Below are 25534 nucleotides of genomic sequence, written 5' to 3'. Positions count from 1 at the left end.
GTACCCGATCGAGCTGCAATGGGTCAGCGCCGAGCGTCTGGAAATTGCTCCGCACGCCCTCGACCTGTTGCCGCTGACGCCTGGCCAATGGCACCTGCGTCTGGACGACAACGGTCTGCGCAGCGATACCCTCGGCGCCTTGGTAGTGGGTGCCGACAAGGCACTGGAGGAAGTCATTTACCGCCTCAGCCCGGATTCGGCGAGCAAAAAAGGCGGCGCCAAAGTGACCATCGCTGCCGGCCACGACGTGCTGATGCCCGGCACCAAAGTGGTGTTGCGCGCCCGTCATGGCGCCACCGAGATCTACACCGGCCGCAGCCCGATTGTGGAAGAGCCGGGCAACGTCAGCATCGATCTACGCGACAACGTCGAAACTCAGCGCCAATTCAGCTTTGTGCTGCCGGGTGTGATCGATCCGGATATCTACGACGTGTTCCTGCGCATTCCAAGCGGCGCCGCGACCCGTGAAATAAAAGTTGGCTCGCTGTCGTACACCCTGCCGCAGGGCCTGGGCATCGTCCTGCCGAACTATCCGCCGATGCAGATTGGCGCCGCGCAAGTGGTCGGTGACCGCCTGTTTGTCGGCGTGAAAGCCGGTGCGCAGCCCACCTCCAGCAACCGTTTCCTGATGACCGCCGGCCTTGAGATTTACGACATCGGCCTGTGGGAGCGTCCGATTCGCCTGTCGCAGCTGCGCCTCACCGAACCGGTGCTGGGCCTGGAAGTGCTCGACAGCCTGGTTTACCTGGCCAACGACCACGACGGCGTGCGCGTGGTCGACATCAACGACTTGAACAAGCCGCTGCTGGTGTCCAGCCTGACCCTGCCGAACCATCGTGCGGTTGATCTGGCGGTGAACATCGAGCGCGGCGCACTGGCGGTGGCGGCTGCCAACGACCTGGGCACCGGTTACATCCGCTTCCTGCCGATTGGCCGCAACGAACTCGGCGCCCAGGCGCCGCTACCCAGCATCGCCTTCGACGGCAGCCTGAAGCCCGATCTGCTCGGCGCGCCAGTGGATGTGCAATGGCTCAACGGTCAGCTGTACGTGCTGTACCTGCGCGACAAGCAGTTGTATCTGGCCAGCTTCAAAGACTTCGGCACCCAGCTGGACTACCGCGTGCAAGCCATCGAGCGCGGCACTGTGAAGGCCGATTCGGTTTCGGCCGCCATCGGCAGCCTGACCCTGCAAGTGCAGCAAGGCCTGATCAGCGTGGGTACCGGCGACAGCTACCTGCTGCTCGAAGCGGACGCGCAAGGCCAATACCAGACCATTTACTGGCAGCAGAAGAATGCCAACGGTGAACTGCTCAGCGTTGGCGGGCAGATCATGCAGGGCAACGGCAAAGGCGTGCAGATCAACACCTCGCCGTACTTGGCCGTCGCCTCCAGCACACCGGGCAATGGCGCGGTGCTGGGCCTGAACGAGCCGGTAACCATCGCCTTCAACAACCTGATCAACACCGATCCGGCCCATTTGGCCCAGGTCATTCGCATCACCGGCAACGGCGGCCAGGCGCTGCCGGCCGACTCCGTCGAAATGACCGGCACCAACACTCTGCGCGGGGGCCAGCTGGCGCTGCGTTTCAAAGGCGCTTACCAGGGCCCGATTCGCATTGAAGTCAGCACCGGCCTCACCGACCTGGCTGGCCATGCGCTGCGCCAGGCGTTTGTGTTGCAACTGGAACGCATCACCGGCGTGCGGCCGCTGATCAGCCAGGTGCAGCGCATCGTTGGCGCCACGGCCGGGCTGCACTACTTCCATGCGGTGGGTGGCGAAATCGCGTCGATCAAAGGCAGCGGCTTCGGCGTCGCGCCGGAGCAACTGGCCGTGTGGCTGGGCGAAACCCGTCTGCAAGCGCAACAGATTCAAAGCGTCAGCGACACCGAACTGCGCGTGGCCGTGCCGGATCTGCAACTGGGCGGCGTCAGCGCCAGCCTGGCGGTGAAAGTCGAGCGCCTGGATCAGGGCTTGGCGTACTTGCGCCAAGGCGCCATGACCGTGCTGCCGCAAATTGAAATCGACGACTTGCAACCGCAAACCGGCCCGCCGCAGGGCGGCAGTCTGGTGACCCTGTACGGTCGTGGTTTCAACCATTACATGCAGGTGCGTTTCGCGGGCGCGCTGGCCGGCGACCTGAAGATTCTCAGCAGCAACAAAGCCGAAGTGCGTGCCCCGGCCGGCACCTTTGGCAAAGCCCAGGTGGCAGTGACCAGCCCGCTGTTCGACGGCGAGCAAAGCGTGTCGCCCGTCGAGTATTTCTACACCGGCGTGCCGACCGGTTCGGTGAACCTCCCGGGCGACATGGCCAGCCCCGTGGCGGCCATCGCCCGTCTTGACGACGGCAGCAGCCAGCTGCTCTACGCGGTAACCGGCGGCAGCTTCGACAAGGTTGACGGCCAAGGCCGCGTCGCCCGCGTCACCAGTAACGCCGCGCGCTTGCTGGTCGCCGATATCAGCGACCCGGTGCACCCGGTCATCGTCAACCGCGACTTCGCCGGTCAGCTCAAACCGTTCCACTACGAAGCGCCGAACGGCCTGGGCAGCACCGGCTTTGTCGACCTGGCGATCAACGACCACCAGTTGTTCGCGGCTGGCGGCAAGAAGCTGCTGCAGTTCGACCTGACCCTGCCAGCCGAACCGAACAAGCTGGCCGAACTCGAGCTGGCCAGCGACATCACCGCTCTGGCCACACGCGACGATCTGCTCTACGTCGGCAGCAAAGAAGGCGTGCGCCAGTACCGCATCACCAACGAACTGAAACTGGTCGATCTGGGCCTGATCAGCGCGACCCAACTGGGCGGTGCGCCGGGTCGTCTGCGCTTGAACGGTTCCAGCCTGTGGCTGACCCTGCCGGCCCAGCGCCAACTGCTGGAAGTGGAACTGGCCAGCGGCGAATTCCGCGTGCTGCGCCGCGTTGCCACCCGCGATAAGGCCGGCAATGCCTTTACCCCGGAAGACCTGCTGATCAGCAGCCAGGGCCTGATGGTGTCCAGCGGAGAAAGCGCCACGGTGCAGTTGTTCGCGCTGGACAGCGAGAGCAACGCCACGCCGGTGGCCGATCTCAAACTCACCTACCTGGTCAGCCGCGGCAGCCTATTCGCCGGCCAACTGCAATTGGCCGGGCAAACCCTGTATGTGGCTGGCGGCCAGGGCGATGTGCAGCTGTTCGACGTATCGTCGTGGCTCAATGGTCGCACCCAGGAAACCATTGGCCTGCGCGACTATTTCAGCGTGGTCGGCAACGTCAACAGCCTGTCGCTGGGCAGCCAGGCGTTGTACGCCGGCAGCGCCTTCGTTTACATCGACGGCACGCCTGAAGAGAACCCGCTGCCAAGTCTCGACGCCGCCAGTTACCTGGGCGGTAGCCTCAACACCCTGGCGTACCAGACGCTGACCATTCTCAGCCAGCAGCCGCAGCCCTCTGGCCGCCTGGCCAAAGACGCCGGCATTGAAGTGCAATTCAACCGCCTGCTCGACAACGCGCAGCTGCGCGACCAGGGCAACCAGCTGGTGCAACTGCTGCTCGACGGTGCGCCGGTGCCGAGCCAGGTGGCGCAAGTGGGCGTTGGCCGTCTGGTGTTGCGTCCGACCGCCGCGCTGCAAAGCGGCAAGCAGTATCAGGTCAACCTGAGCGGCGACCTGCGCGACCAGCAAGGCAAAACCCTGGGCGCCGATTACCGCTTTGGCTTCGTCAGCGACGACCAACTGCAACCGGAGCTGGTGAGCATTTCGCCGCGGCAGGCGAGCTGGCGCGGCGGTACCGAAATCAGCCTGAGTGGCCACGACTTCAGCACCACCGCCACCATCGAAGTGGGCGGCCAGCGTGTGGCGGCCGGCGACATTCTGTACCGCGACGACAGCCTGATTCGCTTCCGCCTGCCGGGTCTGCTGGCCAGCCCGGACAGCAACCGTCCGGTCGGCGTGCGCCTGCAACAAGGCCAGCAGTCGCTGTTCCGGGGCGCGGCAATTACCTATGTGGCCGATCCGCGTATCGACCAGGTTGGTCTGTACGACCGCCTGAGCGGCAGCCTGGCGGCGCAGAGCAAACGCTTTATCTACAACGCCGGCGAAGTGATTGGCGTACAAGGTCGCGGCTTCGGCGAAGCCACGGTGGTGCGGGTGAATGGCCGGCAGGTCGCCCAGGTGCGCCTGGAGCGTGCGGACCTGCTGAGCTTCAGCGTGCCGCAAGATCACCTCGGCCCGCTGTTGGTGGAAGTCAGCAACCTCGGCTTTAGCGGTGACGTGGCCAGCGACGCGAGCCTGCGCATTGAATTGCCGGTGCAAAAACAACTGAACAACGTGGCGTTCTACCGCCGCGCCGGCGACCTGTTGCTCACCGCCAATGGCCGTGACGTGCAGCTTTCCAGCCTGCGCGATGGCAGCACGCCGCAGCTGCTGGCCAAGTGGCAAGCCGCTGGCGAATTGCGCGACATCGCCCTGAGCGACAGCTACGCCGCGCTGCTGGGCAGCAACGCGCAGGTGCAGGTGTTCGACCTCAGCAACCTGTACGCGCCACAAGCGCTGCCGGCCTTGACCAACACCCGTCAGATTGATTTCCAGAGCGTGCGCCTGGCCGCCGATGTGCTGCTGCTCAAAGCCGGCAACCGTGTATTCCAGGGCCAGGTGCAAGGGCCTGAACTGCGTGAGCTGACGCTGGAAAATCCGGCTGGCCTCGTGGATATCGCCCTCGATTCGCGCGCCGCTTACCTGCTGTTCGGCGACCGTCTGGAAGTGCGCAGCGCCCGTGACGGCAGCCAGTTGCTTGGCACCCACAGCCATGGCCTTAGCACCGTTAAACGCCTGTGGCTCGATGGCAGCCGTGTTTATCTGCAAGGCGGCGACACCCTGCAAGTGCTGCAACGCGCGGCGCTGTTGCGCGGCCGTGGCGAGCCGGTGCTCGGCGAATTCGACCTGCCGAGCCGTATCAGCCAACTGACGGCACAAGGCGAGTTGCTGGCCTGGCTGGACGCTGGCCGCGTGCAAGTGTTCGACCTCGATCTCGACGCCCAGCGTCAGCTCAGCGCCCGTGAAGTGGCGAGCCTGGCCGTCGGCAGCACGGAAGTCGGCAGCCTGGCGCAGCTGGAATTGCATGGCGACCTGCTGGAATGGCGCAACGCCGGTAACTACCTCAACGCCGCCATCCCGCTGAACAACACCTGGGCGCTGAACCCAGACACCCTGGCCGTTGCCGATGAACCGGTGGGCCTGCGCTTTACCGGCGCCGACTACGCCTGGCGCGAAGCACAAGTGGCCGTTACCGGTCTGGCCGGCGACACCGTGGCCACCAGCACCCAGGTGCTGGGCCGTGAACTGCGCGCCATCAGCCAACAAGCCGCTTACCAGCCGGCCGGTCTGTATCGCCTGCAAGTCAGCCAGGCGCCGCTGGACTGGCTCAAAGGCGCTGAAGTGCACATCGACCTGCCGTGGCTGGTGGATGCCGTGGACTTCTTCGGCGCCGCGCAAGTGCGCCTCGATGGTCTGCAACCGAACCGCAGCGTTACCGGCGTGGCCCGTACCTACGTGCTGCGCGGCCGTCAGCTGAACTTGATCGATGAACTGCAGGTGGGCGAGCGCGTGCTCGGCCGCGAGCAGCTGCAAGTGAACGCAGCCGGCGACCAGTTGAGCTTCAGCCTGCAAATGGACCAGGCCGGTCTGTACAGCGTGAACGTGCGCTTCGGCCAGCAGCGCGCGGTCTTGCCGACGGCGTTGTCGGTGGTGACACCGCTGGCCATCGACAGCGTGGTGTCGGCACATGTGCAGGGCCAGGTCGTTAGCGATGCTGGCGGCACGCCGATTACCGTGCAGGCTCAGGGCCTGTCGGAAGGCTTGAGCGTGCATTGGTTCCCGGCCGGCCAGGGCATCATCCCAAGCGCCAGCAACAAAGTGCCGTTCACCCTCGGCGACAACGTGCTGAACTTCGTCACCCCGCGCAGCCAGCCGGGCTGGCAGTACCAGATTGCGGTAGTGCGCGAAGCCAGCGGCGAGCGCGTGGACAGCGTCGCCAGCCAATGGCTGACCGCTATCGACGACACCGCGCCAAGCGTGCGCCTGATCAGCGCCCTGGGTGCCTCGCAAGCGCTGGTGCTGGAAGCCGACGAGCCGCTGAACGTGCAGGGCTTCAGCGTCAGCAAAGTGTTCAAGGACTACGACACCCACGCGCAGCCAAGCGAAGACATCAGCAGCCGCTTTGGTGCGGTGATTCGTCAGGGCAATCGCCTGGAACTGCGCCTGCGCGCCGACGCCGTGTTGGAAGCCAACGCCCTCTATCAAGTGACCCTGACCGGCGTTCGCGACGCGGCCGGCAACGTGGCCCGCGACAACACCCTGATTCAGGCCGGCACCTACAGCGGCAGCTACCAGGCCGAAGACCGCCTGGCGCCGCGTCAGGATTCGCTGGCTGTGAACATTGGCGGCCAGCCGCTGACCGCCGCCACCCAACTGAAACTCGGCAGCCGTTACGCCCTGAGCGTCAGCGCCGTGGACAACGTGCAGGCCAGCGACAAACTGGGCTTTGCCTATCGCGTGTCGGCCGACGGCGGCCAGACCTGGAAAACCGACTGGATCAGCATCCAGAAAGGCCAGTTCAACCTCGACATCCAAGGCCAGTACCAAGGCTTCGCTCTGCTGCTGCGTGCCAGTGACGGCCGCAACACCAGCGAGCGCCGTTTCGATGCGCAAGTGAGCGCGCCCGACCTCACCCTCGGCCAGTTCAGCACCGTGCCAACGCCGGTTGAAGAGAGCACGCCAGCCGACCTGCGCTTCCAGATTGTGGGCGACCTGGACCTGGTACGCAGTGCCGAAATTCGCGTGCTCGACGGCCGTTACGCCGCCGCCAGCTTCGACCGCAGCACCGGTTTGGTCAGCCTCAACTACCTGCACCCACGCTTGAGCGAACTGCCAGGCGCGCCAAAAGACCAAGCCAGCCTCACCGCCGAACTGCGCGTGGGCTTTGGCCTCACCGGCCAGGAAAGCTACCGCTACTTCCCGGTTAGCTACGACTTGCTCAGCGACCGCACGCCACCGCAGTTGTCGATCATCGCGCCGCTGGATGGCGAGTTCGTGCCGCGTGGTGAAGTGACCGAGGTGCTGCTGCGCAGCTACGACCGCTACGGCATCGACCACGTTGAAGCGTGCATCAACAGCCAGGCGCCGGACGTATTCAGCGATGCCGCCGCCTGCCAGCGCCTCACCGACCCGAACGGTCTGCGTGTGCCGGTGGCCAGCGATGCCACGCAGCCGCTGCGTATCGTTGCCCGCGCCATCGACCTCAACGGCCTGGCCAGCGCGCCGGCTACCGTCACGCTGCAACCGTATGACAGCCAGACCGGCGCGCCGGAGCTGGGCTTCCTGGTGCCTGCTGACGGTCAGCACGTGCAAGCCGGCGAAACCGTGCCGGTGCGTGTGCGGTTGCGCAAACTGGAACAGGCCACGCTGTACCTCGACATCGCCGGCGACCCGCAGAACGCGAGTAACCCAGCCCCACGCAGCATCAGCCGCACGGCTACGGGCGATGAAGTGATCGAGCTCAGCGTGCCAATGCCGGCCGTGGCCGCCGACGGCGTGCTGGTGCTGCGTCTGCAGGCGACGTGGCAGGGCCAGACCCTGCGTAGCCAGCGCATTCTCAACCTGCACGCTGACACCGGCATCAGCGAAGAAATTGGCGTCGAGCTGCAACCGTCCGCCACCTTGCTGGCCGGCTCGCAGCTGTGGCTGCAAGTGCCGCCTCCGGCGACCATGGGCGACTTCAACAGCACCTCGCAGCTGAACCTGTTCGATCCAAGCGATGCCACCAGCCCGGCCGTGCTGCCGTTCAGCGCCGCGCGTCAGGTTTGGAACAGCCGCTTGCAAGGCACCGCGCTGCGCCTGGACGCTGTGCTGCGTGACCGTTCCGGCCACGAGAAAATCGCCAGCCGCAGCCTGGAAAAACTCGCCTACCTGCAAGCCGAAAACCGTCGTGACGCCATCGACACCGGCTACCGCGCCAGCTTCCTGACCGCCTTGCCGGGCCACGCCGAAGGCGCGGTGTGGGCGGAAAACCAGCAGCGTGACGGCTACCGCATTCGCACCCTCGACGGCCTGGTGGAAAGTCGCGACAGCGGCCATATTCGCCAGCTCACCTACACCGGCGCGTTGCTCGCCGCTCAGGTACGCCGCGACGGTCAGGATTACCTGCGCGTTTGGCGCTGGCAGGCCAACGCCTGGCAAACCGGCACCGAGCAAGCCATTGCCGGCACCCTGCTGGGCGGCAGCGGCGAACTGCTGTTCGTCCGTCATGGCCAGCAAGTGGGCGCCTATGCCGTGGGCAGCGCCGGCTTCGCCGATGTAATTGGCGTGAGCTTCAGCGATGAAATTCGCCAGGTTCAGGTCGACGGTCAGCGCTTGGTAGTGCTCACCAACAAAGGCCTGGAATGGCTGCAACTGGACGACAGCAGCCTGCCGCAACTGGTACGCAGCGCCCGCGTGGCACTGGCCGACCGCATCGGCTTCGCCCTGCAAGGCGAGCGCCTGCTGAGCTGGACCGCCACGCAAGTCAGCAGCCAGACCGTCAGCGGCGACACCCTCGGCGCGGCCACCGTATTGCCAGTGGGTGGCGCGGTCAGCCAGGTGCTCTTCGACGGCGAGCTGAGCTGGCTGAACGTACGCGAAGACCTCTACGGCAACGCCTGGCAAGCCTGGCGCGGCACCGAGCGCGTCGGCGCCTTGAGCAACGAGCGCGAGGCCATGGCCTTTGTGGCCGGTCGCCTGATTTCTCTGCAACAGCGCGACGACATCCAACAACTGGTGGTCGAGCCGCTGGCCGTCGCCGCACCGTCGCGCGTCGCACTCACTGCCCAGGCCGTGCGCCTGCCGTTCGGCGTGTTGGTCGGTGGGTTGCCGGCCGCTGCCGAGGCGGCGCTGGGCGGCGCTGACGTCAGCTTCCGCGACAGCCAGGGCCAACTGCTGGCGGCGCAACCGTATGTGTATCAAGGCGAGCTGGACAGCTACCTGGCGCAACCGTTTGCCAAAGGCCGCGCGTGGATCGTGGCGAGCAGCGCCACCCAGCTCGAGCTGAACCTCAACGATCACGCCGGCAACCAGCAGCTCGACCTGATTGTGGCCGCCAACACCGCCCAAACCGCCAGCCTGAGCCCGGACGACGGTGCGCTGCTGACCGCTGGTGCCCGCCTGCCATTGGCCGCGCACTTTGCAGCCGGCAGCGACGGTTCCGCGTCCGGCTTGAGCGCCAACGGCGAAGCACAACGCGCCGTCACCGGCCTGCGCCACAGCTTCCATTGGCTGAGCCTGCCGAGCACCGACACCGCCAGCCTGCAATGGCAAGACGCCGCCGGTAGCCGCGCCGTCAATTTGCTCACCCAAGCCAACCAGCCGGGCGCCAGCCTGACCCTGAGCGGCGCCGGCAATAACCAGATTTTCGCTGAAGGCAGCACGCTCAACCTCGGCTACCAAGTAGGTGAAGTGCCGGCGTGGGTCGAGGTGCAACTGCTCAGCTTCAACGGCCAGCCACTGCAACGCCTGCTCATCGCCGGCCAGCAAGGCCAGTTCAGCCTGCGTCTGCCGCAAGTCAGCGTGCAGGAAAGTTTCAGCCTGCGCGCCCGTGCCTACTTCGGCGGCGACTTCCACTTTAGCGAGCAGCAACTGAACCTGCGCGTGGCGCCGGCCCAGCAGTTGCCGCAACCGGTGCTGAGCGGCCTGCCGAGCGTGCTGTACGCCGGCAGCCAGGTTGAGCTGCGCCTCAGCGGCGTCGATGCCGCGCGCTATCGCCTGAGCCTGGAAGCCCTGAACGGCAGCGACCAATTGCTCGCCAGCGGCAGTGACAGCCTCAGCCTACGCCTGCCAGCCAACCTGAAAGAGCTGCGCGTGCGCGCGCTGATCAACGACGAACTGGGCAACCAGCAAGAGCAGCGCTGGAACGCGCCGGTGATTGACGCCTGGCACCTGCAAAGCGATGCCGTGCGCGTGCCGTTCGACGTGCTGTTGCCGCAAGTGGGCGGTTACTGGCTGGCGCGCGGTGCCGAGCTGCATGACGCCCAAGGCTTGCGCCAGCGCCTGGGAGGCGACATCGCCGCCATGGATTACCTGCAGCAATACCTGCTGCTTAGCGTTAAAGGCTTCGGCCTGACCCTGCTCGACCCAACCGACGGCCTGCAAACTGCCGGCACCGTCGCCGTTGCCGCACCGCTGCAACACCTGGCCGTGCAGGGCGAACGCATACTCGCTGCCAGCGCTCGTGATCTGTACTGGTTCGACGCCCTCGGCAACCAGCTGAAAGCTGCCGGCACCCAGACCGTTGGCGCCGAAGTGCGCGGCCTGCTCGCCGATGGCGACGGCTTCCTGGTGCTCACCAGCGGCCAACTGCTGCGCCTGTCCGCCAGCGGCCAGACCCTCGCCACCTTTACCGGCGAAGGCCTGCTCAACGTGGTGCGCGCCGGTGACTACCTGCAGGTGCTGGATAACGCCGGCCGCCTGTGGCGCCTGGACGCCAGCCTGAGAGGCAGCGCTACGCAGATCGGCGCGGGTGCCAAGCGCCTGTTCGCTCTGCCAGGCCAGGTGCTGGCGCTGTCGCCGCAACGCATTCAACTGATCGACACCGCCACCCAACAGCGCGTCGGCAACTGGTCGCTGGTGGCCGCCTCGGTCGACGCCGCGCAGTGGACCGGCGGCAAGCTGTGGCTCGGCGGGAGCGAAGGCCAAGTGCTGAACCCGGTTCGCGGCAGCGACGGTTTCGTCAGCCTGTATGACAGCCGCAGCGCCACCACGCCAACCCGTGGCAGCATTGAAAGCCTGGCCCTGCGCGACGGTCAGCTGCTGGTGGCCGCCGATAACTTCGGCGCCCAGGTGTTGCGTCAGGACGCCGCTGGCACTTGGCAATCCAGCCTCTACCCGGAAGCCGCCTTCACCCGCGCCGCCAGCAAAGTGGCAGCCGCCGGCAACACGTGGTTTGTGCTGCAAGACCAGCAGCAACAAGTGCAGGCCCTGAACCGCAGCACCTTGGTCGCGCGCACCGTGTTCACCGGCATCGCCGCCAGCGACCTGGCGGTGTCCAGCGATTACCTGATCGTCGCCAGCGGTGGCAGCCTGCAACTGGCGTCCTTGAACAATCTGGACAGCAAACGCAGCCTGCCGATCACCACGCAAGAGAACCTGCGCCAGCTGTCCGCCCGTGGCCAACAAGCCGCCGTACTCAGCGAAAGCGGCCGCGTATTCCTGGTTGACCTGCGCAGCGACGCGCAGCAGCCAGTGACTGAACTGAGCGGGCAACTGGGCGGCGAAGTGCGTCAGTTGGCGTTCAATGGCGACACCCTGTTCTACCTGCTCGGCGACAGCGCCTGGCGCTACGACCTTCGCAGCCAACAACGCAGCCAACTGCTGATCGGCGCCACCGTCAGCCAGCTGTACCTGGGCGGCAACCTGCTGTGGCTGGAACAACCGCAAACCCAGGGTGTGCGGCTGGATGCCATCGAGCCGGGCACCGGCGCCGTTGTTGCCAGCAGCACCTTGCTGCTGGCCCAGCGCACCACCGCCCTCAGCGTGGAAAACAACCGCCTGGCCGTCGGCCAAGGCACCCAGGGCGTGCAGCTGTTCCAACTGCCCTACGGCCTGGGCGCTGCCGATGCCGCCGTGCTGTCGCCACTGGCCAGCAGCCGCCTGACCCCGGCGCAAGCGCTGCCAATCGGCCTGAACACCGAGGCCCTGCGTGGCGCCGCCTTCAGGATCAACGGCCAGCCAGTGGGCGCGCTCAAACAAGGCCTGACCACCACCAGCCTGCGCCTGCCCGCCAGCCTGCCGGGCGGCCAAGGCTTCGCCCTGACCCTGCGCACCGAAGACGTATACGGCGTGCTGCGCGAATCCACCGCCCGCGACCTGTTCCTGATGCCAGGCGACGGCGTGGCCAACCCGTTCAGCGTCAGCCTCACCGCCGACGAACATTCCTGGCTGCCGCTGCCATTGGCCGTCAGCGCGCAAATTACCGGCAGCCAACAGCCGCTGGCGCAAGTGGAATTCCTGCTCTCGGCCACCACCAATGGCCCATGGCAACGTGTAGCTGTGCGCAAAGCCGAACCGTTCCAAGCCAGCGTGGCACTGGACACCAGCTTCAGCGGCCAGTACCTCAAAGCCCGCGCCGTTGACGTATTCGGCAACAGCGCCGAGTCGGCGGCCAAACGCTTCTACCGCCACCAAGACAATAAAGCGCCGACCGTAACCCTGAGCTACGAAGGCAGCGCCGTCTTTGTCGACAGCAAGAAAGCTGTGCGTGGCTACCCGTTCACCGTCAAAGCGCAAATGGCCGATACCGACGGCGCCCTCGACAAAGCCACCCTGCTGCGCAACGGCCAAGTGGTTGCCGTGGCCTTCGGCAAAAACCAACTCACCTACCAGGACGCCGCCAGCGCCGTGGGCGAGCAGGTGTACAACATCGAAGTGCGCGATCAGGCGGGTAATGCCAGCAGTGCTGAGTTGCGGGTGACGGTGATTGATGACGCCTTCGCCGAAGTAACCGGCCTCGTTCTGCCAGGGGAAATCATCGAGCGCAGCACCTTTAACGTGCAGCTGTCGGCCAAGGACGACGTCGGCCTGAAAGCAGTGGATCTGGTCTGGAATGGCTTTACCGATCACTACGATGTGAGTGGCCTGGCTATTAACGGCCGCAGCTTCAGCGTGCAGGACAAGCGTACCGAGCGCGTGGCTACGACCCTGACTCAGCCATTCAAAGTGCTGCTCACCGACAGCCGTGGCCAAGTCAGCGAATCGCAGCCGCAAACGCTGCGCGTGATTCGCGACCAAGCGCCGAATGCGCAAGCCCTGCAAGTAACCCTGCCGGCCCGTGGCGTTTACGGCGGCCTGGTGCGCTTGAACCTGGGCAATCTCAACGCGCTGGATGACACCGGCGGCCTGGCCCTGCGCGTGGTGCAGCGCGTCGGCGACGTGCGTCAGGAACTGTTTAGCTGCCTGCGCGGCGCTAATGATTACTTCCGCTGCGCCAACGGCGATTACTGGAACAGCTACGCCCGCGACCTGCGCATGCCGGATACCGCGCTGGCCAACGACCAGTTCCGCATTCAGGTGGAACTGACCGACCGCATGGGCCAGCAAGTGCTGAGCCAAGATTACAGCGTGGCCCTGACCCAGTCGCCGAACCTGGTGCGCTTCCAGACTCTACAGGGCAGCGACAACCCAGCCACCGTCGCCGTGCAAAGCCAAGCGCTGTACCGCGTGCAAGTGCTCGACGCCGCCGCGCGCCCTGTGCCAGACCAGCCCGTGCAATGGCGCCTGCGCCGCCTGAGCGACGGCACGGTGGAAAACCTCGCTAGCAGCACCAGCGATGCCAGCGGCTATGCCAGCCTGCCACTCGGCACCGACCGCAGCGTCGGCGAGTACCAGCTGTGGGCGGACCTGCCGCAGTTCAGCCAGATTGCCCGTGCCGAGAAGGCCATCAGCGTGGTAGCCGGTCCGACCCGCCACGTGCTACTCAGCTACCTGCCCGCCATGGCGGCTGGCAGCACCGTGAGCCTGAGCCTGCAGGCGCAGGACAACGCGTTGAACAGCGTGAGCAATGACCAGGCAAGCGTGTTCCAGCTCACCTTGCCGGCCAGCGACTTCCACGTGCTGCCAGGCGCCGGTATCCAGATTTCCAGCACCAGCGCCAACGGCCAGACCGTCGAGCTGGTACGTGTAACCCTGAAAGACGGTCGTGCCCAGTTGAACCTGCAAGCCGGCCAGAGCGTCGGCCGTTTCAACCTGCCGGTGAGCAGCAGCGGTAACCAGATTCGCTATACCTATAACGCCGGCGGCAGCATCAGCAATAACGTGTCGGCGCTGACGCTCGACGTACTGCCGGCCGCCGCCAGCCACCTGCGTCTGGCCAACGACCAGGGCCGTGTACAAGCCAGCGGTGACGTGCTCGCCCGTGGCGTGAAGCAGGACGTGCGCCTGCAAGTGCTGCTGCAAGATCGTTTCGGCAACGCCATCACTCAACTTGACGGCCAGCCGGCCAATCTCAGCGTGCAAGCTCGAGTAACCGGCGCCGCGGCCATCAACGGCCAGGCCGGCACCGCTACCGTCGAGCTGGTGCAGGGTCAAGCCTGGCTGGCGATTAGTGATGAAACCTACGAAGAAGTCACCGTCAGCCTGAGCACCCCGGTTACGGTGTTGCCGCAGCTGAATCTGGACAGCCAGTTCCGCATCAACTTCACCCTGCAGCCGCCGGAAATCATTCGCAGCGTAATCGAAGCGCGCGATGGCACTACGTTGCGCGCCTATTTCGACTACGACGAACCGGTGCGTCTGGACAGCGGCAGCGCGATCAAACTGCTCGAAGGCACCGGCGTGCGTAACGGCACCGCCACGCTTAGCAGCGATGGCCGCAGCCTCACATTCGTAGCGCAGCCTGTGCTGCAACTGGGCCGTTGCTACAACTTCGACACCAGCGACTCCGGCCTGCGTGGCATCGCCCGCAACGACGAAGTGCGCGAGCAGGGCGGCGAGCTGTGCGCGCCGCATGCGCTATTCAACCTCAGCGAACCCGTAAAACTGCTGGCCGGCCAGAGCTATGCCGTGCCGATGCTGCTGGCCGACAACCTCAACTGGTGGACCATCAGTAACGGCCGCGCCGAGCTGGGCGGCCAGAGCCAGGGTTTCAACTGGTATTACGGCCCGACCCGTACCGTGACCGTGCCTGAGTTCTTCACCCAGGGTAACAGTGCGGTGGTTGACGGTGCGCTGCTCCCGCTGACCCTGAGCGGCACGTTGCCAGGCACGCCGGCCAAGCCGGTAGTCATCGGCAACGCGCTGGAGATTCAGGTATTCGACCCGCTGACAGACTTCGACGGCGACGGTCTGCTGAACAAGCTCGAACTGGAAACCGTCGGCCTCGATCCAACGCTGACCGACAGCAATGGCAATGGCATCGAGGACGGCGCCGAAGACTTCGACGGCGACGGCCTGACCAACCTTGAAGAGCAAACCGCCGGCACCAAACTGCGCGTGATCGACACCGACGGCGACGGTTTGTCTGACGGCGCCGAAGTGCGCACCCACCGCACCGATCCGCTGAACGCCGACACCGACGACGACGGCATGACCGACGGCCAGGAAGTCAGCAACATTCCAGCCTCTTCGCCGCTGAAGAAAGACACCGACAACGACGGCATTCCAGACAAGCTGGAAATCGACATGGGCCTCAACCCAAGCGATGCCAACGACGGCACCGGCGACAAAGACAGCGATGGCCTGAGCAACGCCCGCGAAGTGCTGCTCGGCACCCAGATCAACAACCCGGACACCGACGGCGACACCCTTAAAGACGGCGCCGAAGTCGATCAACTGCACACCGACCCGCTGAAAGCCGACACCGACGCAGACGGCCTGCGCGACGACGAAGACAGCCAGCCGCTGATCAAAGACACCCAGGCGCCAACCGTTGCGCTGGTGAACCCGGCGCCGGGCAAACAGCTGATCAAAGGCCTCAACCTGGTCATCACCCCAAGCCTGCAAGACAACGGCCGTGTGACCAAAGTGTCGGTACGCCTCAACGGTGCGCAGATTGCCCTGCTCACCAGCGCGCCGTTCACCTACGCCATGGCCCTGCCGGCCGATGCCGACAGCCTGCGCCTGGAACTGATCGCCACCGACACCAACAACAACCAGGGCAGCAGCGGCGAGCACACGTTCGCCCTGGTAACCGACCCGCTGACCACCGTGATCGGCCGCGTATTGGGCAGCAGCAACCAGCCAATTGCCGGCGCGCAGGTTGAAGCGCTGGGCATCACCGCCAGTACCGCCGACGACGGCAGCTTTGTGATCACTGGCGTGCCGGTTGCGCCGGGCCATGTGCAGGTTATTGCCAACGGCATTCTCGGCAGCCAGGGCGTGACCGCGACTTCCGCCGATGTGGAGCCGGTGTGGGGCGGTACTACGGATGTGGGTGTAATTACGCTGGTGTCGCCGAAGGTGCGGGTGGGGTATTTCAACGTCAGCGAAGGCGTCGGTCGCCCTTACCAGCAATTGGTGATCGAGCGTGCCGGCTACGAACCTGTACTGATTGAAAACCTGTCTACTTTCGACTTGTCGACCATCGACATGCTGACTGTCGATAGCTCTCGCGGTTACTACGGCAATGGTGCTTACACCAACAACCTGAGCAAGGTGTCGAGCTTCGTTAATAGCGGCGGCGTGCTGCTGGTCAACGAAGAGGCCAATTCCACCAACGGGGCGGTGACAGATGTTCCGGGCCGGCCGGCCATCGAATCTGTGTGGACTGGCGACTGGAATTATTTGGTACCGACTCAGCGCTGGTCTGGCGTCAGCGAAGGCAAAGCCGGCTCCTGGTGGCCGCACCGCGGCATCTCTTCGAGCTTGGCGTATATGCGCCTGGAGACCCTAGGCAGCGACATCGTGCCGCTGACCTATTCGGGCGCACGTGCCGACAAACGCGTGACGTCGGTACGCTACGCCTACGGTGCCGGCCAGGTTTATTACGGCCACACCCGCAACCAAATCTGGCGTCCGGAGGATACGAATCCGCTGTTGACGGTCCATGCGCCGAACGTGCTGGTGCTGATGCACGAGCTGACCCTCAAAGACAGCGACAACGACGGCCTCAAAGACGTTTACGAATATGCCAATGGCACCAGCGCCTTTAACCCGGATCGCGACGGCGACGGCTTGCTGGATGGCTTCGAAGTTAAATACGGCTTCAACCCGCTGGTGGCCGGCGAGCAGAACCTCGACACCGATGGCGATGGCCTGAGCAACCTGCGCGAGCAGGAGCTGGGCACCCATCCACGTCAGGCTGACAGCGATGAAGATGGTCTTAACGACGGCCTTGAAGTTAGCCAGCACAACAGCGATCCGCTGAGCGAAGACACCGACCTTGACCGCGTGCTTGATGCCGTGGAAATCAGCAACGGCGCCAACCCGCGCAAAGCTGACAGTGACGACGATGGCATCAGCGATTACGAAGAACTCAATACCTACGGCACGCTGCCGGGCAACCCCGACACCGATGATGACGGCCTGTCTGATTTCATTGAAACCAAAGGCCCGTACGAAGACATTCTCGACCCGCGCAACAGCGTCGACGCCGCGCAGGATTACGACCAGGACGGCCTGAGCAACAAGCAGGAAATTCTCGATACCCTGACCAATCCGAAGGTCAAGGACAGCGACAACGACGGCCTGAGCGACGGCGCCGAAATGCAGGCTGGCCTCAATCCGCTCGACGCCGACATGGATAAAGATGGTCTGCTGGACGGCGAAGACGCCGAGCCGCAAGCCAAAGACCTGTTGCCACCACAAGTGGCGCTGACGTCGCCGGCTGCGGGTTCGAGCCTGGTGCATGGCCAGCAGCTGCGCCTGGTTGCCAGTGCTACCGATAATGGCCGCGTTACAGAGGTGACGTTCTACGTGAACGGCTCTGCGACGGGCAGCTTCGCCAAAGGTCCGTACGAGCACCTGATCGTGGTGCCGGAGCAGGGCAGTGAGCTGACTGTAGAAGTCAGCGCTCGTGACACCAACGGCAACGAAAGCCGCACCGCCGTGCAGCGTTTCAGCATCAGCGCCGACGCTGGCACGCAGGTGACTGGCCGCGTGGTGGACGGCAACGGCACGCCAGTGGCGGGTGCCAAGGTGCGCCTGGTCAACGACTTTGCACGTGGCCCGGTTGTGCCGGTTTCGTACAGCTTCGACAAGGTTGCGCATTCGTCCTATGCCGATGACACCGCTCGTCAACTGAACGATGACCAGCTCGGCCGCGCCGGCTTCAACATCGACCTCGGCCAAGGCACTGCTTATGAGTGGTTGGGCTGGAATACCCAAGTGGTGAACGTCGATTACGACTTCGGCCGCTCGGTACTGATCGACAGCATCAGCGTAGGCGCGACCCAGGATTACCTGAGCAACGTGGTGCTGCCGTCGGTTGAAGTGTTCCAGCGCCTGGGCGATACGTGGGTCAGTGCCGGCACGCTGATCGTGCCGCCGAGCTCCAGCAACGACAACAGCAACACCGCGACCGGCCCGCACCGTTGGCTGGATGTATCGGACCTGAACATCCAGAGCCGTTATGTGCGCGTTGCATTGAAAGGCACCGGCAGCTGGATATTTGTCGATGAAATCGATTTCTCGAATGCCAGTGGTGGCAGTACCGCTGATGCCAATACAGCCACCACCGACAGCCAGGGCCGTTACACCTTGAATGCCGGGACCACCCTGCTCGATCCGCAGGTTAAGGCCACTGCCGTGTTCGGCAGCCAACCGGTTAGCGCCATCAGTCCCGTATTTGAGCCCGTACGCGGCGGCACCAGCAGTGTTGCCGATCTGGTGCTAAATGCCCAAGGTCGCCGCGCGTTTGAGCCGATCCAGGGCCGTCACCTCGCCTATGACAGCCGTGAGCAGAACTCAGCCAAGACCCTGAACAATCAGTACACCTGGGACTTCGATACTTATTACGGCAACATTCAAACCGCCAGCAATTACAGCTTCTACTACGCCCAGTACGTACAGGTGAACGGCGCGGAATACGGCAACGAATCGCATCGGTACCTGATGCGCCAGAACGGCCGTGAATTGACCCTGCCCGCCAGAGCAATGGACGCGTTGCAGGTCAGCCGCAAACTTTACGTGCCGCAGAACCAGGCATACGCCCGTTACCTGGACCTGTTCGAGAACCCGACCGACAACGACATCAGCGTGCCGGTGCGCATCCATGGCCAGTTCTACAACGATCCGCGCCGCATCACCGCAACGTCTTCGGGCGATACCGTGGTGGATACCGAGGACCGCTATCTGGTGTCGGACGATGCCACCGATAACGGCGGTCGTCCGGCCTCGGGTGTGTTGTTTGGTGGTCAGGTCGCCCCGTTGCAGCCAATGGCCTTCACCGGCAATGCGAACGGTTACTCGGTTACCTATTGGCTCACCGTACCGGCCCGCAGCCGCAAGGCGATCCTGCACTATGCCGTGCAGAACAACAGCCGTGCCGAGGCCAAGCGCATTCTCGATGAGCTGTCGGCTGCGGATTACCAAGAGCCGAATCTGACCGTTGAAGAACAGCGCGACATCGCCAACTGGACCACCCTGGTGGACAGTGATCGGGATGGCATTGTCGACCTTGACGAAGTCCTGCAAAGCCTCGACCCGCTCAACGCCGATAGCGATAACGATGGCCTGAACGACGGCTTCGAACAGCGCTATGGCTTTAACGCCAAAGCCGGCGATGGCCAAGCGCAGGTGGACACCGACGGTGACGGCTTGAGCAACCTGCAAGAGCAGGAGGCCGGCACGAATCCGCACCAAGTCGACACCGATGGGGACAGCTTAAGCGACGGCGCTGAAGTGCTGATTCACCACACCAATCCGTTGACCCGCGATACGGACCTGGACGGCCTCTACGATGCTGACGAAATCAGCCGCGGCACCAATCCGACGCTAGTCGACACAGACGGCGATGGTCTTAGTGATGCCGCTGAAGTCAGCGTGCACGGCACCGATCCGCTGAAAGTCGACAGCGACGAAGACGGCATGTCCGACAAGTTCGAAGTCGATAACAACCTGCAGAACGTCGACGCTGCCACCGACACCGATAACGACGGGCTGAACAACCTGGGCGAGTTCCTGGCTGGCACCGATCCGCGTAATCCGGATAGCGATAACGACGAGCTGCTCGACGGCTGGGAAGTGTCGGGTAACGTCGCAAGTGATCCGTTGATGGTGGACACCGACGCGGGCGGCCGTCAGGACATCAACGAGCGTTATGTTGACGGCACCAATCCGAAAGTAGCTGGCGACGACCGGGCAATGGTGTACCCGTATTGGTCCGTCAACGACGAGAACAACCGTAGCTTCACATTCGCTGAGAATGGCGACGGTTATTCGAGTACCGGTAACGCGATTAACAGCAATCGGGCGTTCCAGTTGATTGTCGACAACGCCTATTACAACTACCGCTACCTGCAAGCCACTACATCCGCCAACGGTCGCGAGTATCACTACGAAGCCCGCCGCATGAACAACCTGGTCGTCAGCCGTCGTGTGCTGGTGCCAAGTGCTGGCGGCGCCTATGTGCGCTATCTGGAGATCATCGACAACCCGACGAGCCAGGAGCAGGTCACCAATGTGCGCCTGCAGTCCTACTACGGCGCCGACTACGACAGCCAGGTAGCTGTGGTCACCAGCAGCGGCGATGCGCAATTGACCGCAAACGATGACTTCCTGGCCCTGCGAGATACCGCCAATGCCAGCCGTCCTGTTCTGCTGCACGTACTGGCCGGTAACGCCCGGCGTCGACAGGGCACCAGCTACATGGACCAGGCTGGCCGCTTGTGGCAGGCCGATTACCAACTGCGCATTCCGGCCGGCGAGCGCCGCGTGATCATGCACTTCGCCACCCTGGAAGGCTCCACGGATGCCGCCCTGGCCACTGCTGCCAAATTGCGTAGTCTTAAAGGCCTGGGGCTGGATAACATCGACCCGATCATGGCCGGCAAAGTGGTCAACTTCTTTGCCTTCTATGACAAGGACGAAGACGGCTTGAGCGACGCGGATGAAACCCGTCTGGGCACCGACAGCAACAACCCGGACAGCGACGCCGACGGCATTCCGGACGGCCAGGACAGCGAGCCGCTGGTAGCCGACGCCACCGCGCCAAACGTCAGCTTCGAACCGCTGCCTGTGGTGCGCCGTTATGCCGGCGAACCGCTGGACGTGACCGCATTGGTCAACGACAACGGCATCGTCACCAAGGTCGAGCTGCTGCAAGACGGCGAGCTGCTAGAAACCCGCAGCGCTGGCGGCCGCCAGACCTTCACCGTGCTGCTGCCGGATGCCGCAAACACACTGCTCCAAGTACGCGCCACGGACAGCCATAACAACGTGCGCACGGTTGATCTCACCGTGAACGTCAACGTCGACCCGCAACTGACTTTCAGCGGCCAGGTGCTCGACAAGCTCGGCAATCCGGTAGCAGGCGCAACCGTGCAGGTGAAAGCCATGCAAGCCACTACTGATAGCTCGGGCCACTACCGCCTGAGCGGCGTATTGAGCCGCGACACGCGCCTGCAAATCAGTGCCTCGGCCGTGTTCGGCGCACAGCGCATGCTCGCCAACCGAGAGGTCGATATTCCGGCCGACAGCGAGTCTGTAACTGTTCCTGCGCTGGTGCTGGAGCCAGAAGGGCGTCGTGCAACAGGGCTTATTCCGGAAAGCCAGCTGAGTTATGAAGGCGATGTCGGCTTGCCTGTAAACCTGATTGGCAACGGTTATATGTGGGACGTGCGTGGCGATGGCCATATCGAATTGGGCAGTGACGATGCCTACGACCATGGCCAATTGCTGACCGTGAATGGCTACGAAATGCCGTGGGTATCGCAGGGCAAGTTGCGCCTCTCCGGTCGTGAAGTGACCTTGGCGCAGCAGACCATTTCCGGCGGACTACGCGTGAGTCGTAAGGTCTACGTGCCAGCGGATCAAAGCTACGCGCGCTTCCTGGAAGTGATCGAAAACACGACCGATAACGAGATGACCGTGCCGGTTCGCATAAGCGGCAATCTCGGCTCTGACGGCGGTACGCGGATTATCAACACCTCGTCCGGCGACACCGCGTTCGGCATCGACGATTACTACCTGTTGACCGACGACGAGTCCAATGGGAGCGGCGACCCTGCCATGGGCCACCTTTTCGGCTCGGCGGACGCGAAGGTAAAACCTGTCGCTGTCGACCTGAACATCGATAACTACAGCATGAGCTACAGCCTCACCCTGCAGCCGCATAGCCGTCAGGTGCTAATGCACTACGCCGTGCAGAACTACAGCCGTGCCGAAACCCAGCGTGTGCTTAATGAACTGAGCGCGACTACGTTCGAAGAGATTGGTCTGACCGTCGAAGAGCACGCCCAGTTAATCAATTGGCAGAGCCTGGTGGACAGCGACAACGACGGCCTTCCAGACGCCGAAGAAATTCCGCTGGGTCTCGATCCGAGCAACGGCGATTGGGATAACGACGGTATGCCCGATGGGCAGGATGATGAGCCGAAGGTAGCGGATGTTACGGCGCCGGTTATCGAACTCAGCAGTTCCGAAGGGCCTTACTACCCCAACTACAGCGTGAGCCTCACAGCGTCCGTTACCGACAATGGTCGGGTGGCGCGGGTTGAACTGTGGCAAGACGGCGTGTTGGCCCAGCAGGGTGCTCAGGGCGGTCATTTGAACTACGACGTGGCCATTCCGTCTGGCGTCAGCGCCACCACGCTCGAACTGCGGGCCATTGACACCAATGGCAACGCCGCTGCCAAAACGCTGCTGCTCGACATTGATGACGCGCCGCCCACGCTGTTCACCGGCCGTGTGGTCAACCAGTTGGGTAAACCGATGGCTGGCGTCACCGTTGAAACGCGTCTGGATCATTGGGAAACGGACTTCGGCAACGCAGTCGTGACCGATGCTGACGGCCGCTTCGAAACGCAAGAGATCGATCCGCAGCAGGGTTCGAGCTGGTTCGTGCGCATTCAGAAAACGGCGCTCGATGAAACCGTTGAAGTGGTTGTTCCGGTGTCGATCGAGGGGGCTGGTAGCTACGAGCTTGGCGAGTATGAGCTGAAGGTTGATGAGAGTTGGGTGCAGCCGATTCAGGCCCAGGGCGTTGCGTATGACCCCTCGAACCAATCGATTTTCACAGTGCCTGGTTCTGGTCAAAGTGTGGTAGTGCAGGGCGATGAGATTCGCATGAGTGATGGCGTGGCCATCGTGCCTCTTCGCAGTAACGCCTACCTCGGCGAATCCAGCAGCTTCCTGGTTGATCAACAGGCCGACCGCCTCATGTTCTCTTGGATAGGCATGTTGTTGTATGAGGAAGGGTCTGAAGAGCCGGGTCTGGTGGATATGCAGGTCACGTTCTACGCCGATGGTCGCATCGAAACGCGTTACTACAATCTGCCTGAGCGTGGTTGGGGTTACAGCGATGTCACCTTCACGTGGTCGCGTATTTACCCAAGCAGTTACAGGGTGGATTGGAGCGAGGCTAATGGGCACCAAGTGTTCCTGGGCCAGCAGATCAGCGAAAGTTTTGAAGGACGTCCAGATCTGGGTGGAATGACCATCACCTACCTACCGACCGAAATCGGCACGTACCAAGTGCAACTTGGGCGCCTGCCAGGCCGTACCGATAGCGATGGTGATGGTCTGTCCGACCTCAACGAAATCTTCCTCGGCACCGATCCGAACGCGGCGGATACCGACGGTGACCAACTGTGGGATGGCTTCGAGCTGTACAGCGAGTTCGATCCCCTGACCGCCGAAGAAGGTATCGCAGGCCAGGATCCGGATGAAGATGGCCTGACCAACCTGCAAGAGCAGGGACTGGGGACGGATCCGCATAACCGCGACACCGACGGCGATGGCTTGTCCGATGCCGCCGAGGTGCAGGAGCACCACACCAACCCGACGTTGGCGGACAGTGATGGCGATGGCCTTACCGATGGCCAAGAAGTCGAACTGGGCAGCGACCCGTTGAAGCTCGACTCAGACGGCGACGGTTTGTTTGATTTCGACGAGGTCAACCGCTACTACACCAACCCGGCCAAAGCAGACTCGGACGATGACGGCATGTCCGACAAGTTCGAGATCGACTACGATGTTGGCGATGCTAACAGTGACCCGGATGGCGACGGTGTCGACAACCTGGAAGAGTTCCGCAACGGCACCCACCCCCGTCGTCTGGACACCGATAACGATGGCCTGCCGGACCAGTTCGAGATCGCCACGTTTGGTGCTGAAGCAGCCAGAACGTTCGACAGCGATGGCGGCGGTCGCGGTGACGGTGACGAACTGTTCGTGGACGGGACGGATCTCGAAAACTCTAATGATGACGCCCAACAGATTTACAACGGTTATTACGCAGAGCCTAGGACTGAAGCAGGTCTGAAGGTGCGCATTAGTCGCACAGGTGAGTTCAGCTTTAACGAGCCTGAAAACGGACCGCTCTTGGTGCAAAACGCCGCGAGCCTGGCCGGCTACAGGTTTGAAAGCAGCGAAAACTACGATCCACAATTCATCGAAATGCCGCGTGGTTTGACTCAGCTAGCAGGCGAGTCGATCTGGCGGAGTTCGCTGGTGGCGCTGGACAGCGGCTTACTAGTCAGCCGCGAGTTCTATGTGCCCACTTCCGGACGTGGTTTTGTGCGAGTGCTGGACAAGTTTTACAACGTGACCGACCACGTCATTACCACGGAACAGCGCCTGACCAGCGACAACGTTTATTCGAGCCAGGCTTACGAACAGCAAACCTCAAGCGGCGACAACCAGCTGGACGTCACCGACACCTGGCTGCGCCAGCGCAAAAATAACTATGAAGCCGAGCCTGGCCCAATCTCGCTAATCAACGTGTTTGCCGATGCGGCGGGACGTCAACGCTTGAACGCCGACATCGTGTCCAGCAACAGTTACACAAACTGGACTATCGGCTACCGCTTTGACGTGCCAGCTAACGATCACCGCGTGGTGATGAACTTCTACGCGCTCGAGAACCCGGATAGTCCCCAGCAAAACACCACCCAAGTGCTACAAAGCCTTGGCGAAAACAGCTTGCACGGTATCGCCGCTGAAGACCGCTCGCGCATCGTCAACTTCACCCTGTGCGCCGATGCGGACAGTGACGGGTTATGCGACAGCGCCGAGCAGCAGGCCGGTACCCAACTGAACAACCCGGACACCGACGCCGACCATTTCAACGACGAACTGGAAGTTCGCCTGGGAAGCGACCCAACTGACGCGCAGTCGATGCCGCTGATGGACATCTATACGTTTGCCGACTCCGGCGACCAGATCAAATTCATGCGCCAAAACGGCTTCAAGGGCACGCGCAGCCAGGTGACGACTTTCTATGAGCGCTTTGCGGGCGTCGATTTCGACAACCATGCGGGCATGTGGCTGGTAGATAGCGACAGCGAGACGCTGTCTGCTCGTTCGTTCGACCTCGACAGCTTGACGCTGAACGTTGAAGAAACTGTCGAGGCCGAAGGTGAATTGCTCGATAGCGCTGTGATTGAACAGAAGTCGAACTGGCTGCGCTTGGTCGAGCGGGAGATGGAAGAAGGCGCCGACCCGATTCCGGTGCTGTCTCTGGGCAATCGTACCCAGTGGGGCGCCAACAATTACGCGGAACGGACTGCAGATCTGCGCTGCGGCGCGGGCTTGAGCGAATGGAACGGTCTGCCTCTGGTACTTAACGGCTGCACATTGAGCCGCTACGACTCGCATACCACCAGCGACTTCGTGCCGCTGGTGAACTTGAGCTTCTCCACCGACTTCGCCACCCAACCCAAAGTCCTGGCCCTCGACGCCGCGCCGCAAATCAACGCCGTCCTAGCCCTAATCGAAGACACCCTCGACGGCACCACCCGCCGCAGCCTCGGCCTGATCGATATGAAAACCGGCAACGTCACGCGCCTGAGCGCCATGCCGGCCGATGCGAAAGGGCTGGCGGTGAAGTTTAAAGATTTCCAGAATGAACCAAAGTGGCCCTTTGAGGTCCCGCAGACCTGA

The 25534-nt window shown here is 63.2% G+C and carries 1 protein-coding gene (running past one end of the window); it reads left to right on the top strand.

Features of this window, described 5'->3' with window-relative positions; genetic code table 11:
• A protein-coding gene (locus tag ACZZZU_RS14260; protein WP_463550976.1) for an Ig-like domain-containing protein crosses the window boundary here: on the top strand, positions 1–25534 show its 3' portion. Its footprint begins 17186 nt before the window's first position; only the last 25534 of its 42720 coding nucleotides appear in the window; its start codon lies off the left edge, out of view; its stop codon occupies positions 25532–25534.

The organism is Pseudomonas sp. AC136, from assembly GCF_979258585.1.
The sequence above is the reverse complement of the archived record's forward strand: the minus strand, read 5'-3'. Positions and strand labels throughout refer to the sequence as shown.